The 15,362-nt window shown below is 66.4% G+C and carries 16 protein-coding genes; 6 read left to right on the forward strand and 10 right to left on the reverse strand.

Annotation, left to right across the window (positions count from 1 at the left end):
• The first annotated feature begins 8 nt into the window (after nucleotides 1–8).
• The gene (locus tag KVT32_RS16610) at nucleotides 9–725 is read left to right on the forward strand and encodes a PhoP regulatory network YrbL family protein (RefSeq protein WP_174245383.1); all 717 of its coding nucleotides are present in this window, start codon (nucleotides 9–11) and stop codon (nucleotides 723–725) included.
• On the opposite strand, the gene KVT32_RS16615 is transcribed toward KVT32_RS16610, so the two are convergent.
• The 9 genes from KVT32_RS16615 to KVT32_RS16655 form a co-directional block, all read right to left on the reverse strand.
• On the reverse strand, nucleotides 722–1,468 hold the full coding sequence (locus KVT32_RS16615; RefSeq protein WP_152383870.1) for a DNA-3-methyladenine glycosylase: 747 nt from the start codon (nucleotides 1,466–1,468) through the stop codon (nucleotides 722–724). The two genes, KVT32_RS16610 and KVT32_RS16615, sit on opposite strands and share 4 nt — an antisense overlap.
• Nucleotides 1,437–1,793, reverse strand: a complete 357-nt coding sequence (locus tag KVT32_RS16620) for a Spx/MgsR family RNA polymerase-binding regulatory protein (RefSeq protein WP_056320131.1) — start codon at nucleotides 1,791–1,793, stop codon at nucleotides 1,437–1,439. Before KVT32_RS16620 ends, KVT32_RS16615 begins: the two co-directional genes overlap by 32 nt.
• Entirely contained in the window at nucleotides 1,790–2,599 is an 810-nt protein-coding gene (locus KVT32_RS16625; RefSeq protein WP_056320129.1) for an ABC transporter permease subunit, read from the reverse strand. Before KVT32_RS16625 ends, KVT32_RS16620 begins: the two co-directional genes overlap by 4 nt.
• Entirely contained in the window at nucleotides 2,596–3,507 is a 912-nt protein-coding gene (locus KVT32_RS16630; RefSeq protein ID WP_062838427.1) for an ABC transporter permease subunit, read from the reverse strand. Before KVT32_RS16630 ends, KVT32_RS16625 begins: the two co-directional genes overlap by 4 nt.
• Nucleotides 3,504–4,631 (reverse strand): ABC transporter ATP-binding protein, encoded by a 1,128-nt coding sequence (locus KVT32_RS16635; RefSeq protein WP_056320123.1) that lies wholly within the window; start codon nucleotides 4,629–4,631, stop codon nucleotides 3,504–3,506. The genes KVT32_RS16630 and KVT32_RS16635 overlap by 4 nt, the downstream gene beginning before the upstream one ends.
• 5 nt (nucleotides 4,632–4,636) lie before the next feature.
• On the reverse strand, nucleotides 4,637–5,740 hold the full coding sequence (locus KVT32_RS16640; protein WP_175156866.1) for a polyamine ABC transporter substrate-binding protein: 1,104 nt from the start codon (nucleotides 5,738–5,740) through the stop codon (nucleotides 4,637–4,639).
• Nucleotides 5,741–5,884: 144 nt separating this feature from the next.
• On the reverse strand, nucleotides 5,885–6,616 hold the full coding sequence (locus KVT32_RS16645; protein ID WP_217618535.1) for a 3-deoxy-D-manno-octulosonic acid kinase: 732 nt from the start codon (nucleotides 6,614–6,616) through the stop codon (nucleotides 5,885–5,887).
• On the reverse strand, nucleotides 6,606–7,028 hold the full coding sequence (locus KVT32_RS16650; RefSeq protein ID WP_217618536.1) for a group II truncated hemoglobin: 423 nt from the start codon (nucleotides 7,026–7,028) through the stop codon (nucleotides 6,606–6,608). Before KVT32_RS16650 ends, KVT32_RS16645 begins: the two co-directional genes overlap by 11 nt.
• Entirely contained in the window at nucleotides 7,028–9,559 is a 2,532-nt protein-coding gene (locus KVT32_RS16655; RefSeq protein WP_217618537.1) for an ABC transporter permease, read from the reverse strand. Before KVT32_RS16655 ends, KVT32_RS16650 begins: the two co-directional genes overlap by 1 nt.
• 102 nt (nucleotides 9,560–9,661) lie before the next feature.
• On the opposite strand from KVT32_RS16655, the gene KVT32_RS16660 reads away from it, so the two are divergent.
• From KVT32_RS16660 to KVT32_RS16670, 3 genes are all read left to right on the forward strand, one after another.
• Complete coding sequence (locus KVT32_RS16660; RefSeq protein ID WP_056320112.1) at nucleotides 9,662–10,636, forward strand: TRAP transporter substrate-binding protein; 975 nt, start codon at nucleotides 9,662–9,664, stop codon at nucleotides 10,634–10,636.
• 103 nt (nucleotides 10,637–10,739) lie between these two features.
• On the forward strand, nucleotides 10,740–11,240 hold the full coding sequence (locus KVT32_RS16665) for a TRAP transporter small permease (RefSeq protein WP_217618538.1): 501 nt from the start codon (nucleotides 10,740–10,742) through the stop codon (nucleotides 11,238–11,240).
• Between the two features lie 36 nt (nucleotides 11,241–11,276).
• Nucleotides 11,277–12,554 (forward strand): TRAP transporter large permease, encoded by a 1,278-nt coding sequence (locus KVT32_RS16670; protein WP_056320107.1) that lies wholly within the window; start codon nucleotides 11,277–11,279, stop codon nucleotides 12,552–12,554.
• A gap of 121 nt (nucleotides 12,555–12,675) precedes the next feature.
• Here KVT32_RS16670 and KVT32_RS16675 read toward each other — a convergent pair whose 3' ends face one another.
• Complete coding sequence (locus tag KVT32_RS16675; RefSeq protein ID WP_013392635.1) at nucleotides 12,676–12,966, reverse strand: DUF3579 domain-containing protein; 291 nt, start codon at nucleotides 12,964–12,966, stop codon at nucleotides 12,676–12,678.
• Nucleotides 12,967–13,146: 180 nt separating this feature from the next.
• On the opposite strand from KVT32_RS16675, the gene KVT32_RS16680 reads away from it, so the two are divergent.
• The gene (locus tag KVT32_RS16680; RefSeq protein WP_175156861.1) at nucleotides 13,147–14,328 is read left to right on the forward strand and encodes an aspartate aminotransferase family protein; all 1,182 of its coding nucleotides are present in this window, start codon (nucleotides 13,147–13,149) and stop codon (nucleotides 14,326–14,328) included.
• A 56-nt stretch (nucleotides 14,329–14,384) separates the two neighbouring features.
• Nucleotides 14,385–15,326 carry an ornithine carbamoyltransferase gene (gene argF / locus KVT32_RS16685; protein ID WP_056320238.1) on the forward strand — a complete coding sequence of 314 codons (942 nt, stop codon included), beginning with the start codon at nucleotides 14,385–14,387 and terminating at the stop codon, nucleotides 15,324–15,326.
• The last annotated feature ends 36 nt before the right edge of the window (nucleotides 15,327–15,362 follow it).

The following is a 15,362-nucleotide window of genomic DNA, read 5'->3' on the forward strand; positions in this document are numbered from 1 at the left end:
CCATCCGAATGAACCGCCCCGCTTCTTTGAACTCTGCCGACCGCCCCGCCAGCACGCCTCCCGTGTCATATCAATCCGTGTTCGGACCGCTGAACCTGGATTCGGCCACGCCGCTCGCGACCGGCGGGGACCGGCACATTTTCCAGCACCCGCATTCCCCGTCCCTGCTCGTCAAGGTCATGGATATGCGCGCACGGGCGATCTACCTGGAAGCGCGGCCGTTCAAACGCTGGTACAAGCAATATCAGCGCGAAAGCGCCTACCGCGTCTACCTGAACGAGATCTCGGAATACGTCACCACCACAACCCGCCCCTCCGGCGTGTGGCAGGTGCCCATGGCGCGCATTTTCGGTGTGGCGCAGACCTCGCTTGGGCTGGGACTGGTTGTCGAAAAGATCACGGACGAGGCGGGCAATATGGCGCCGACCTTGACCGAACTTGCCATGAAGGGTCAGTTTGACGAGGCCCTGCGGGCGCAGCTGGACGAATTCTTCGACGACCTGGCCGACGCGCACGTGGTGGTGCATGACATGTCCAGCAGCAACATCGCGGTGGGCCAGAACGCCGACGGCAAGAAGGGGCTGTACCTGATCGACGGCTTCGGCGTGCTGCCGCTGATCCCGCTGTATGCATGGAGCAAGCGCTTGAACCGCCGGCGCCTGCAGCGCAAGTACGCCGAACTGCGCGAATCGCTTGCCCGGCGCGTCCGCGAAGCCGGCCTCTAACCGCCGGCCGGCGCCTCGGGCAGCACGATGCCCTGCCGGTCCACCCACACATAGTCCTGTCCCGCGCGCTGGCCGCGCCGCAGCGGATTGCGCGTGCAGAAGGCGGCGTAGGCCGGATCCACGAACCGGTAGCTCAGGTGCTCGTCGCGCCCCGTGGGGATGCCCAGGCGCGTGGTGCAGATCAGATACGGCGGGGACTCGCCCACGTCTTCGACGTACAGGGCCTCGGGATCGAAGCGGCGCGCATCCCACTCGGGCACTTTCAGGCCCAGCGACCGGCACAGCAGGGTCTGCCCCGCGCAGAGCGCGCCCAAAGCCCGGGGCCGTCCTTGCGCATCGGGATTGAGCTCGCGCATCCGGTCCAGGGCTTCGGGGCCGGACAGCGCGTCCGTCCACGGATAGGCGGACTTGATCAGCACCGCGTTGCCGGGGCCGCCCGCGCTGAAGTTCAGCGAATCGCCCCCGCGGGCGTAATACATGTAGATGGTGCCGCCGTCCATGAACAGGGCGCGGCGCTTGTGGGTGTAGCCCAGCGAGGCATGGCTGCCCCGCTCTTCCAGATAGTAGGCCTCGGTCTCGATGATGCGGGCCGACAGCCACAGGCCGCCGACCCGGTGGCGGATCACCTTGCCGGGCAACTCGCGCGCAAGCTGGGCTGCATCGCGGTCGAAGAAGGCGTCCGGCAGGGCCCGGCCGGGCCCGCCCCCGGCCTCAGGCGAAACGTTCGCCGTAGCGCTTTTCACTGAAACCAACACTCACCTCGCCATCCGGCGTGACCGTCACCGGACGGCGCACCAGCGCCGGGTATTCGGCGATCAGCTTGGTCCACTGGGCGTCGGTGTGCGCGGTCTTGCGGTCTTCGGGCAGATTGCGCCACGTCATCGAGGCGCGGTTGACCAGCTTTTCCCAGCCGCCGACCTGCTCGGCCCAGGATTTGAGCGTCGCGGCCGCCACCGGATTGTCGCGATAGTCCACGAAAGCGTGGTCGACGCCGTGCTCGGTGAGCCAGTCGCGCGCCTTCACGCACGTGCTGCACTTGGTCAGGCCATACAGGGTGGTTTGCGTCATTTGGATTCGGACTCCTTGCGCCATTGCATGCGGTTGGCGAGGATCACGCACGTGCCCACCGCCAGGATGAACAGGGTGGCCAGCGCGTTGATCTCGGGCTTCAGGCCCAGCCGCACCCGGGAGAAGACCTCCATGGGCAGCGTGCTGGAACCGGGGCCGGACAGGAACGACGCGATGACGACGTCGTCCAGCGACAGCGTGAAGGCGAGCAGCCAGGCCGACGCCAGCGCGGGCGCGATGAGCGGCAGCGTGATCTTGAAGAACACCGTGATCGGGGTGGCGCCCAGATCCAGCGCGGCCTCTTCCAGCGAGCGGTCCAGGTCGCGGATGCGGGTCTGGATGACGACGGCCACGAACGCCATGCACAGCGTCACGTGCCCCACCCAGATCGTGAACATGCCGTTCTGCTCGGGCCAGCCCAGCGCGCCGCGCACTTCGACGAACATCAGGAGCAGCGAGATGCCCAGCACGACCTCGGGGATCACCAGCGGCGCGCTCAGCATGCCGACGTAGAGCGCAAAGCCGCGAAAGCGCCCCATGCGGCCCAGCACGTAGCCGGCCCAGGTGCCGATGACGACCGCCGCGGTGGCCGTCAGCACGGCAATGCGGAACGACAGCCAGGCGGCGCGCAACAGCGCGTCGTCGTTGGCCAGCGAGTGATACCAGCGCAGCGAGAACCCCGTCCACGACGTGACGGACGGCGACTCGTTGAACGAAAACACCATCAGGCTGATGATGGGCACGTACAGAAAGAAGTAGCCCAGCCCCAGCACCACGGCGCGCAGCGTCTTGTTCGGACCGTTCATTTGCGGCCTCCCCCCTGCTGCTTGACCTGGCTGTACTGGAAGTACACCAGCGGCACGAGCAGCAGCAACACCATCACGCACGTCACGGCCGACGCCATCGGCCAGTCGGCGTTGTTGAAGAATTCATTCCACATCACGCGGCCGATCATCAGCGTATTGGCCCCGCCCAGCATTTCCGGGATCACGTATTCGCCGACGGCCGGGATGAACACGAGCATGGCGCCCGCGATCACGCCCTGGCGGGACATCGGGACCGTGATCTGCCAGAACGCCTGCCAGGGTTTGGCGCCCAGGTCATAGGCGGCCTCCAGGAGGCGCAGGTCCATCTTCACCAGCGTCGCGTACAGCGGCAGGATGAAGAACGGCAGATAGGCGTAGACCATGCCGATGTACACGGCCAGGTCGGTGCGGTAGATCTCGAGCGGACTGGAGATCAGGCCCAGGCTCTGCAGCAGGTTGTTGAGCAGGCCGTCGTTGCGCAGGATGCCCACCCAGGCATACACGCGCAGCAGCAGCGAGGTCCAGAACGGCAGGATCACCGCCAGCAGCAGCAGGTTGCGCACGCGCGCGGACGAACGGGCAATGTAGTACGCGATGGGATAGCCGATCAACACGCAGACCAGCGTGGTGATGCCGGCGATCTTGACCGAGCTGAGGTACGTGCGGAAATACTGGTTTTCCGTGAACAGCAGGATGTAGCCGCGCAGGTGCAGGCTGAACTGGATCGCCTCGTCCTGGAACTGCGCCAGCGACGTATACGGCGGAATGCCGAACTTCATTTCGGCAAAGCTGATCTTCAGCACCAGCAGGAACGGCACCAGCAGAAACAGCACCAGCCAGGCGAACGGCGGCACCACCGCCAGTGCCCGGCCCGACGGGAGCCAGTCGCGGGGCGAAAAACGGATCATGACGCAAGCACCGTCGCGCTGTCGGCGTCCCAGCTGACGAAGATTTCTTCGTCGATGCCCGGCGCATCCATCTGGGCAAGGAGCCGGCTGGGCACGCTGGCCTCGACCGTCTTGCCGGAATCCAGGCGGATCTGGTAGAGGGCGTAGCTGCCCATCCAGGCCATGTGGCTGACCATGCCGTGCGCCCAGTTGTAGTCGCCATCGGGCTGCTCGCGCGACACCAAGAGGCGCTCGGGGCGGATGGACACGTGCACCTCCATGCCCAGCGGCTCGCTCACGCCGTGGTTCACGTAAAGCGGACGGGTCAGCTCGGCGCATTCGATGGCCACGTGGTCGGGCTCGTCGACCACGATGGTGCCGGTGAACATGTTGGTCGACCCGATGAAGCTGGCGACAAAGCGCGAGTTCGGGAACGCGTAGACGTCCTGGGGCGTGCCGCACTGGACAATCTGGCCTTCGGTCATGACGGCCAGGCGGTGCGCCATGGTCATGGCTTCTTCCTGGTCGTGGGTGACCATGATGCAGGTCACGCCGACCTGCTCGAGGATCTTCACGAGTTCGATCTGCGTCTTCTGGCGGATCTGCTTGTCCAGCGCCGACATGGGCTCGTCCAGCAGCAGCAGCTTGGGACGCTTGACCAGGCTGCGCGCCAGCGCCACGCGCTGCTGCTGCCCGCCCGAGAGCTGGTTGGGCTTGCGGCGCGAATAGCCCGCCATCTGCACCAGGTCCAGGGCCTCGAACACGCGGTCATGGATTTCCGCGCGGTCCACGCCTTCCTGCTTCAGGCCAAAGGCCACGTTGGCCTCGACCGTCATGTGCGGGAAGAGCGCGTACGACTGGAACATCATGTTCACGGGCCGGCGGTACGGCGGCACGCTGGTGATGTCCTCGCCGTCCAGCAGGATCTGGCCCGAGGTGGCTTCCTCGAAGCCCGCCAGCATGCGCAGCAAGGTGGACTTGCCGCTGCCCGAGCTGCCCAGCAGCGCGAAGATTTCATTGCGTTTGACGGACAGGTTGACCGAGCGCACGGCCACCACGTCGCCAAAGATCTTTACCACGTCGGAAACCCGGACGAACTCGTCCGGGTCCGCCGCGTGCTGCGCCGAGTAACGGCTATCGTTCATGATGACTAATTTCCCAACTTCAGCTCGGACCACAACTTGTTCTGCAGACGTGAAATGTTCAAGGGCAGCGCCTTGATCACGTACAGGGTCTTGGAGACGTCGGCGGGCGGGTAGATCATGGGATTCTCAGCCACATCCTTGTTCACGTACTGCCGCGCCTCTTTGTTGGCGTTGGGATAGAACATGGTGTTGGTGATGGCCGCATGGACCTTCGGCGTTTCGATGTAGTTGATGAAGGCCAGCGCCTCTTCGGGATGCGGCGCATCCTTGGGGATGACCATCAGGTCGAACCACGCCGGCGCGCCGCCCTTGGGAATGAAGTAGTTCACTTCATAGGGCTTCTTGGCGTCCTGCGCGCGCTTGCGGGCGATCATGACGTCGCCGGAAAAGCCGTAGACCATGCACAGGTCGCCCACGGCCAGCTCGTCGATGTAGCCCGACGAACTGAACTGGCGGATATACGGGCGGATCTTCTTCAACACTTCCATCGCGGCCTGGTAGTCGGCGGCGTTGGTGCTGTTGGGGTCCTTGCCCAGGTACTTGAGCACGGCCGGGAAGACCTGCGCGGCTTCGTCCAGCATCGAGATGCCGCACTCCTTGAGCTTGGCGGCGTTCTCGGGCTTGAAGATCATGTCCCAGCTGGCCAGGTCCACGTCGTCACCCATGATCTGCTTGACCTTGGTGACGTTGTAGCCCAGGCCGTTGGTGCCGTAGCCCCACGGAATGGCGTGTTCGTTGCCGGGATCGACCGTGGCGACCAGCGCCATGATTTCCGGATCCAGGTACTTCCAGTTGGGGATCTTGGACTTGTCCAGCTTCTGGAACAGGCCGGCTTCGATCTGGCGCGAGGCGTAATGGGTGGACGGGACAACGACGTCGTAACCCGACTTGCCGGCCAGCAATTTGGCCTGCAAGGCGTCGTTGCTGTCATAGACGTCATAGCGGACCTTGATGCCGGTTTCCTTCTCGAAACCCGGGATCGTGTCCGGGGCCGTGTATTCGGCCCAGTTGTAGACATTGACGACCTTGTTCTGCGCCACCGCCGCCGATGTCGCTGCCGCAGCCAGCACCGCGCCGAGCGCCCAGCGCATTCCCGCCTTCAGTTCCATTATGTCCAGCCCCCTTGCTCTATGCCGTTTATGACAGGAGTACCAAAAGGCGAAATGATAAAGCCTTTTAGCGCTGACCTGCCCAACTTTGCGGGGTAATTGGCGCAATTGCCCCCGTGGCGGCCGCGCCCGGCGGGCCGGCGGTCAGGGCTGGATGCCGATGCCCCAGGCCGTCCAGTAACTGTCGCGCAGGCGCATCCAGAATCGGTCGCCGGCCTCGCCAGCCACCTTGCGCAGCGACCGGCGCAGCCGGTCCAGATTGGCCTGGCGCTGACGCTCGGACAACGCGCCCTGCGTGCCGCGGTCGAAGTCGATGAGCCAGACCCGGCCGTCGTTGCCGATGAGGATGTTGAAGGCGTTCAGGTCGGCGTGCCAGACGCCCGCCCGGTGCATGCGGACGATGGCGTCGGCCACCGGCTGCCATAGCGGTTCGGTCAGCGCCTGCGCCAAGGGCCGCACGCCGGGGATGCGCTCGACCACGATGGCGGCGCGGTAGATCGGGCCCTGACGCCAGTAGGCCGCCGCCAGCGGGGCGGGCACCGGCAGCCCTTGCGCGCGCAGCGCGGCCAGCAGGCGGTATTCGCGGAAGCTTCGGGTGCGCGACTCGCCGTTCCACAGATACGCGTCGCGGCTGATGCGGGCGATCATGCCGCCGCGGCGGTAGCGCCGCAGCACGCCCTGCCAGCCCTGCCCCTCCACGAACCACGCGGCCTGGCGACCGCCGACGTCCACGGGCCGCGCCCGGTCGCCGTAGTGCGCGGGATTGAAGACTTCCGGCCCCGCGTCGGCCACGCGCCGCGTGTCGCTGAGCATGGCCCCGGCCAGCGGACCCTCCCAGGCGGTGCGCCGCGCGCCGGATTGATCGTCACCCTTCACGATTGCGCATCCAGTCGGCAACGCCGTAGAACGATTCGAGCAGGCGCTCGATCAGGACGGGCTCGATGCCCTCGTCTTCCATCGCGCGTCCGATGCAGGCCACCCACTGGTCGCGCTCGACCTCGCCGATGGAAAACGGCAGATGGCGGGCCCGCAGGCGGGGATGCCCGAAGCGCTCGATATAGTGGTCCGGCCCGCCGAAGTACCCGCACAGGAACCAGAAGAGCTTGTCGCGCGCCTCGTCCAGGCTGGGGCCGTGGGCGGCGCGCAGTTCCTTGAGGTCGGGCTCCACGTCCATCAGGTCATAGAAACGGTCGACGAGGGCGCGCACGCCAGCTTCGCCGCCAAGAAGGTCAAACATGGTGCGGGAGTTTTCCACGGGTTCTGTAATGGTGTGGACGCGGGACGTCATCAGGTTTCTCGAAGTGTGACAAGCGGCGGTGTGCGCAGCACGCCGCGCAGGGCAAGCGCGCCGCCCGCCCAGGCGCCCAGCATGCCTGCGCCGATGCCGGCCAGCCATGGCCAGAGGCTGAGGGTAATGGTGAAGTCGAACACCTGCGTTGACAAAACCCAAGCGATCGCCGTGGCGCCAGCCGCCGCCAAAAGGCCGGCCAGCCCGCCCACCGCCCACAGCTCGATGCGCTGGGAACGGGCAAGCTGACGGCGCGTGGCGCCGAGCGCGCGCAGCACCGCCGCCTCACGCATCCGCTCATCGCGCGTCGCGGTCAGCGCCGCGGACAGCACCAGCACGCCGGCGGCCAGGGTGAACAGGAACAGGAGCTGCACCGCGCGGCCCACTTCATTCAACACGGATTGCAACTGCTGCAGGATGGCGCCCACGTCGAACACCGTCAGGTTCGGAAACTCCCGCACCAGCGCGGGCAACACCGCCGCCTTGTCAGGCGGCAGGTAAAAGGACGTGATCCAGCTTTGAGGCATGTCGGCCAGTGCGGCGGGGGTCAGGATGGCGAAAAAATTGACGCGCATCGTATCCCAATCCACCCGGCGGATGCTCGACACGGCCACTTCGACCTGCTGGCCGGCCACATCGAACGTCATCTTGTCGCCTAGCCCGATGCGCAGGGACTGCGCCAGCCCCGCCTCCAGCGAGACCTCGGCCGAGCCCGGCGCCAGCCAGCGGCCCTGCTCGATGAGGTTGGAAGACGGCAGCGCATCGCCATAGGACAGGTTGAATTCGCGGTCCACCAGGCGCTTGGCGCGCGGTTCTTCGTAGTCGTCCGGTCCCACCGGCTTGCCGTTGACCGCGATCAGCCGGCCACGCACCATCGGCGATAACGTGATGCGGCCCAGCCCTTCGCGCGTCAGCGCATCGGTCACGGCCTGGCGCTGGTCTGGCTGCACGTTGATCAGGAACCGGTTGGGCGCGTCCGGCGGCATGGTGCGCTGCCACCCCTGGATCAGATCGGTGCGGGTCATGGTCAGCAGCAGCAGCGCCATCAACCCGACAGCCAGCGCGCAGACCTGCGTGATCGTGGCCGCCCGGCGGCGCACCACGCCCGCCAGCGCAAAACGCAGCGCCGGAAACCCGGCCGCCAGGCGGCGCACCCGCGCCAGTCCCAGAATGCACAGCCAGGCCACCAGAGCGAACACGCCGAAGGCCCCCAGGAAGCCGCCCGCCACCACGCCGCCCAGCTTGGCGTCGCCCGCGAACCACCAGATGAGCAGCGCGAACCCCGCCGCGCCCAGCACGTATCCGAAGGCGCTACGCGCGCTGATCGTGTCCGCATCGCGCCGCAGGACGCGGGCGGGCGGCACGTGCCGAAGCTGCGCCAGCGCGGGCAGCGCAAAGCCCAGGAGCAGCAGCAGCCCGGTCAACAGGCCCTGCAGCGCCGGAATGGCCGATGGCGCCGGCAGCGTGGTGTCGATCAGCGACCCCAGCAGCATCACCAGCACCTGGTGCACGCCAAAGCCCAGCAGGCAGCCGGCCGCGGACGAGAACAGGCCAACCAACGTGAATTCCAGCGTCAGCATCCGCGCGACCTGCGACTGCACGGCGCCCAGGCAGCGCATGACCGCGATGCCGTCGCGGTGCCGCGTCATGTAGCGCCCCGCCGCCAGCGCCACGGCCACGGCCGAGATCAGCACCGCCAGCAGCGCCACCAGCGACAGGAAACGCTGCGCGCGGTCCAGCGTGCGGCGCACTTCGGGGCGGCCCGACTCCAGCGTGGCGATCTTCTGGCCGCGCTTGAGGTTCTGGTTCAGCCAGGCGGAATACCCGGCCACGGCGTCCGGCTGACCGGCGATCAGCATGGCATACCCGATGCGGCTGCCCGGCGCGATCAGGCCGGTGGCCGGCAGGTCGCTGGCGCGCAGCAGCACGCGCGGGGCCACGTTGACAAACTGCATGCCCTTGTCCGGCTCATAGGTGATGACGCGGTCGATGCGCAGGTGGGCGTCGCCCACATTGAGCGTGTCACCCACCTTCAGGTTCAGCAGCGCCAGCAATTGCGCGTCGACCCACACCGCGCCTTCGGGCGGCACGTCGCGCGTGGGCGCGTTGGGCGCGAACGGCGCATCCGCCACCCGCAGCGCCCCGCGCAGCGGGTAGCCGGGTTCCACGGCCTTCAGGGCGGCAAGCTGTGCGCCGTCGCCGGCGCCCACCATGGAAGGAAACTGCCATGTGCTGGACACGGTGAGGCCGCGCTCGCGCGCCTGATCCTTGAAGGCGGCCGGCACGGGCTCGTCGGCGTCCAGCACCAGATCGGCGCCCAGCATCTGGCCGGCATCGCGTTCCAGCGCGCGTCCGACGCGGTCCGCCAGAAAGCCCACGCTGGTAACCGCCGCCACCGCCACAACCAGGGCCAGCACCAGGAGGCGCAGTTCGCCGGCGCGCGCATCGCGCATCATCATCCGGGCGCCCAGGCGCAGGGTGGACCAGAAACCGGGGCGCTTGGCCTGTGACATATCAGGGAAATCCATCATTCAACTATGTTAGCCAACGGTAAGAAAGCGATCTGATTCCCGATATCATCCCGGGGCGGGAGGCAAAGCCGCCCCTAAAGATAACCAATTCCGGAGAAGACAATGCGTAAATCCTGGCTTGCGGCCACGATTCTGGCCGCCTGCGCGGCCGCCACATCCCTGCCCTCGGCGGCACAGACCACCCTGAAGATGGCCTACGCCCTGTCGACCTCGTCGCACTACGGCGCCGGCGCCGACGCGATGGCCAAGTCCATCGAGGCCTCTTCCAACGGCAAGTTCAAGGTCCAGCAATTCGCCAACAGTGCGCTGGGCGGCGAACGCGAGGTCATCGAGGGCCTGCAGATCGGCACCATCGATCTCGCGATCGTTTCGACCGGTGCAACCCTCAATTTTGTTCCCGAAACCGGCGTTTTCGATATTCCCTTCCTCTTGCGCGACCTGCCGCACGCCCGTGCCGTGCTCGACAGCAAGATCGGCCAGGACATGTTGGCCAAGTTCCCCAGCCGCGGCATCGTGGCGCTGGCCTGGGGCGAACAGGGCTTTCGCCACCTGACCAACAACGTGCGTCCGGTCAAGACCCCGGCGGATGCCAAGGGCCTGAAGATCCGCACCACGGAAAACCCCATCCACATCACCGCCTTCCGCCAGATCGGCATCCTGCCCACGCCGATGGCCTGGCCCGAAGTGGCCACCGCCCTTCAGCAGGGCACCATCGACGGCCAGGAAAACCCGCTGTCCGTGATCACGTCGGCCAAGCTGTCGCAGATGCAGAAGTACCTGTCGCTGACCGGCCACGTGTACGGCCCGGCCCTGGTGCTGATGTCGGCCAACGTCTATGAAGGCCTGTCGGCCGCCGACAAGGCCAACTTCGACAAGGCCGGCAAGGAATCGGCCCAGGCCATGCGCGCCTACGTCGACAACATCGAGAAGACGGGCGTCGAGCAGCTGAAGAAGGAAGGCATGCAAGTCACCGAAGTGGACCGCGCCGCCTTCGCCGCCGCCGTGGAACCCGCCTACCCCGAGTACTACAAGAAGTTCGACAAGAAGCTGATCGACTCGATCCGCGACACCAAGTAAGCCGGCGCGGCCCCCGTGGCGGGGCCGCTCGCCTGACGGCGGGGCCGGCTTTCGCCGCGCGCCCGCCCTATTTTTTTCGCGACTTTCGCCAACGGAATTCACCATGCGTTTGCTCTGCGCCTTCGACCGCGGCCTGTTCAAGCTGGTCTCGGCATTCGCCCAACTCCTCTTGGTCGCCGCCGCAGCGGCCGCGTTCTATCAGGTCATCGCCCGGTTCGTGCTGCATTCGCCGGCCGACTGGAGCGAGGTCCTCACCCGCGCGCTTCTCATCTGGACCGTGCTGCTGGGCGTGGCCCTGGCCTTCCGCCACGGCGCCATGATCAGCGTGGAACTGCTGCGCAACATGCTGGGCAGCAAGCGGCGCCGGGTACTGGAAGCCATCATCGGCCTCATCTGCGCCGGTTTTCTCGGCTTTCTGGCCTGGATCGGCGGCAACATGACCTACCGCGTGCGTTTCCAGAACGTGCCGAGCCTGGACATCTCGATTTCCTGGATCTACCTGGCGATCCCCGTGGGCGCCACGCTGGCGGCCATCGCCGTGCTGGCCCGCTGGTGCGCCGGCGACGAAGAAGACGTGCCCGTGCGCAACGACGCGCAAGGCTGAGCCGCCCCTTATCGAACCTGAGCAGCAGAAATCGCCATGTCCCAATTAATGATTGTCTCGATGCTGATTTTCTTCGGGCTGTCCGTGCCGGTCGCCGTGTCGATCGGGCTGGCCAGCCTGGCGGGCGTCGGCGCCGCGGGCCTGCCCTGGCTGGTCGTCGCGCAGCAGTTGTTCGCCGCGCTGGACAAGTACCCGCTCGTGGCCATCCCCTTCTTCATCCTGGCCGGCAACCTGATGGAAGCCGGCGGCATCTCCGAACGCATGGTGGAATTCGCCAAGAGCGTGGTGGGCGGCATCCAGGGCGGCCTGGCCTGCACCTGCGTGCTGACCTGCATGATCTTCGCGGCGGTCGCCGGCTCCAGCGTGGCCACCACCTTCGCGGTCGGCGCGATCCTGATCCCCGCGATGATCCGGCACGGCTATCCCGCCCCCTTTGCGGCGTCATTGCAGGCCAGCGCGGCGGAACTTGGCGTCATCATTCCGCCGTCGATCCCGATGATCCTGTTTGCCGTGTCCACCGACACGTCCACCGGCGAGCTGTTCATCGCCGGCGTCATGCCCGGCATCCTGATCGGGGTGGCGCTGATGTTCTACGTCTGGCTCTACGCCAAGCGCAACAACCTGGGCAAGCGCGACGGCGAAGGCCGCCTGCCGCTGTGGCCGTCGTTCAAGCGCGCGTGGCTGGCGCTGCTGATGCCCGTCATCATCCTGGGCGGCATCTACGGCGGCGTCTTCACGCCGACCGAGGCCTCGGTCGTGGCCGTGATGTACGCCGTCTTCGTGGGCAAGGTCATCTACCGCCGCCTCACGTTCCGCCAGTTGTCGGACACGCTGCACAAGTCGGTTGTGTCGACCGCGGTCATCATGTTCGTGATCGCCAACGCCGGCCTGTTCAGCTTCCTGCTCAACCGCGCCGGCATTCCGGACGCGCTGGGCACGTGGCTAGCCCAGGTTTTCGACACAAAGTTCGGATTCCTGATGGGCGTGAACGCGGCGCTGTTCGTCATCGGCATGTTCATCGAGACCTCGGCGTCGATCGTCGTGCTGGCCCCGCTGCTGCTGCCGGTGGCGCTGCAGTTCGGCGTGGACCCGGTGCACTTCGGCATCATCATGGTGGTCAACCTGGCGCTGGGCATGATCACGCCGCCGTTCGGGGTGAACCTGTTCGCGGCCTGCGCGGTGGCCAAGCTGCCGCTCGAGCGTATCGTCAAGCCGCTGGTGCCCTTCGTCGGCGTCGTGATCCTGTGCCTGATGGTCATCACCTATTGGCCAGGACTGTCGCTGGGACTGCGCGACCTGGTCTACGCCAAGTGATATGCCTGCCGCCGTGCGGGCCAGCGCCCGCGCGGCGGGTAGCGCCCGGCCCGCCCGATGGGCGTGCAGGGCCGCAGAATGAGAAAAGCGCCCGGTTGGGGCGCTTTTTCGTTCTGGGGGCCTAGATTTCGCGTTCTTCCGTCTTGAGGTTGTTGTCGCGGGCGAAATCCACCACGAACTTGTAGGCCAGCGGCTCCAGGTCGCGCAGGCGCAGGTCGACCACGATCCCGCGCACGCCATCGATCACGACGGGCAGCACATAAGGCGAATAAGTGAGGTGGTTACCAGCACAGCCGGCCGGCCGGAACTGTGCCATTACGCCGGCGAGCCGTTCTGCCCAATCGCTGGGGCGGAAACGGCTACCGCTTTCGGTAACGCCATGAATTACGAATTGTCTGACGCGAGTTGCCATGTGTTCTTCACTGCGGGACGCCTTTCACGAAAGCCGGATCTTCGGCGTGATCAAACATGCGTGCCGCGCCGCGAATTGTATATGATTGATCCTTTGCCCTCTTTCAAACCGCGATTCGCCCCCGATTCGCCCCTTGGAAGCGGGCACGCTGTCGATGCCATTCCCCCAGGAGGATCCGCGATGAGCTCGCCTCTGGCCAATATCTATGCCCGGCTGCCGGTATCGTTCACGCACGGCCAGGGTGTCTGGCTGTGGGACGCTGACGGCCGAAAGTACCTGGATGCCCTGGCCGGCATCGGCGTCTCGTGCCTGGGCCATGCCCATCCCAAGCTGGTCGCCGCCATCACCGAGCAGGCCGCCCGCGTCATCCATACCTCCAACATCTACGAAATCCCCCAGCAGACCGCGCTGGCCGCCCGGCTGACGGCGCTGTCCGGCATGCAGGAAGTCGCGTTCAACAACAGCGGCTCCGAAGCCAACGAAGCGGCCATCAAGCTCGCCCGCTACTACGCGTACCAGCGCGGCAACAAGCACGCCCACATCATCACGATGGATTCGTCCTGGCATGGCCGCACGCTGGCCACGCTGGCGGCCACCGGCAGCGACAAGGCGCGCAAGGGCTTCGAACCCCTGCCCAGCGGCTTCATCCAGGTGCCGTACAACAACCTTGAAGCGGTGCGCGCCGCGGGCGACGCCGAGCCCCGCACCACCGCGGTGCTGCTGGAAGTCCTGCAGGGCGAAGGCGGCATCCGCCCGTCCGACATCGCCTACCTGCAGGCGCTGCGCCAGTTGTGCACCGAGCGCGGCTGGCTGCTGATGATCGACGAAGTGCAGTCCGGCATCGGACGCACCGGCAAGTGGTTCGCGCATCAATGGGCCGATATCCGTCCCGACGTCATGACGCTGGCCAAGGGGCTGGCGGGTGGCGTGCCCATCGGCGCGATGCTGGCGGCAGGCCCCGCCGCGGGCGTCTTCACGCCGGGCAGCCACGGCACCACGTTCGGCGGCGGGCCGCTGGTGTGCGCCGCGGGCCTCGCAGTGCTCGATGCGCTGGAATCCGAAAACCTGCTTGAAAACGCCCATGCCGTGGGCGAATACCTGAAAGACCGCCTGGCCGGCGCGCTGGCCGGCACGCCCGGCGTGGCCGACATCCGCGGCCGCGGCCTCATGCTGGGCATCGAACTGGCCCGCCCCTGCGGCGTCCTGGCGCTACGCGCCCTGGAAGCGGGCCTGCTCATCAACGTCACGCGCGACCGCGTCATCCGCATGCTGCCGCCGCTGATCCTGACCCGGGAAGAGGCCGACCAGATCGTCTCCCTCCTGGTTCCGCTCATCCAACAGTTCCTGGCCGAAAAACCATAATCAACGTCCCTGCCGGGCCACGAGCCTGGCCGGGCCCAATGACCTGCGACATCAACATGACTCCTCCCACGACTCAAAATGGCCCGCTGCGGCACTTTCTGCAGTTCAAGGACTTCTCGTCCGCCGAGATCGCCTACGTGCTGGACCGCGCGCGCCTGATCAAGGAAAAGTTCAAACGCTATGAGCCCCACATGCCGCTGCACGACCGCACGCTGGCAATGGTGTTCGAAAAGGCCAGCACGCGCACCCGCGTGTCGTTCGAGGCCGGCATGTACCAGATGGGCGGCTCGGTCATCAACCTGACGTCCAACGATTCGCAGCTCGGCCGCTCCGAGCCCATCGAGGACACCGCGCGCGTGATCTCGCGCATGGTCGACATCGTCATGATCCGCACGTTCGAGCAGACCCGCATCGAGCGCTTCGCGTCGCATTCGCGCGTGCCCGTGATCAACGGCCTGACCAACGAATTCCACCCCTGCCAGATCCTGGCCGACATCTTCACCTACATCGAGCACCGCGGCCCCATTGCCGGCAAGACGGTCGCCTGGGTGGGCGACGCCAACAACATGGCCTACACGTGGCTGCAGGCGGCCGAAATGCTGGGCTTCACGCTGCACGTGTCCACGCCGGCCGGCTACGAACTTGAAGCCGCCCGCATCGGCACGCCGCCCGACAAGGTGCTGCGCCAGTTCAAGGATCCCATGGAAGCGTGCAAGGGCGCGCACCTGGTCACGACCGACGTCTGGACCAGCATGGGCTACGAGGCTGAAAACGAAGAGCGCCGCGCCGCGTTTGCCGACTGGTGCGTGGATGCCGAAATGATGGCCGCCGCCGACCCGCAGGCCGTCTTCATGCACTGCCTGCCCGCCCATCGGGGCGAGGAAGTGACCGGCGAAGTGATCGACGGCCCGCAGAGCGTGGTCTGGGACGAGGCCGAGAACCGCCTGCACGTGCAGAAGGCGCTGATGGAATTCCTGCTGCTGGGTCAGGTCGACTGACGCCCTCCCGCAGGTAAAAAGGGGCCCGGACATCGC

The sequence above is a fragment of the Achromobacter sp. GbtcB20 genome (assembly GCF_019091095.1).
In the GTDB taxonomy this organism is placed as follows: Bacteria; Pseudomonadota; Gammaproteobacteria; order Burkholderiales; family Burkholderiaceae_B; genus Achromobacter; species Achromobacter mucicolens.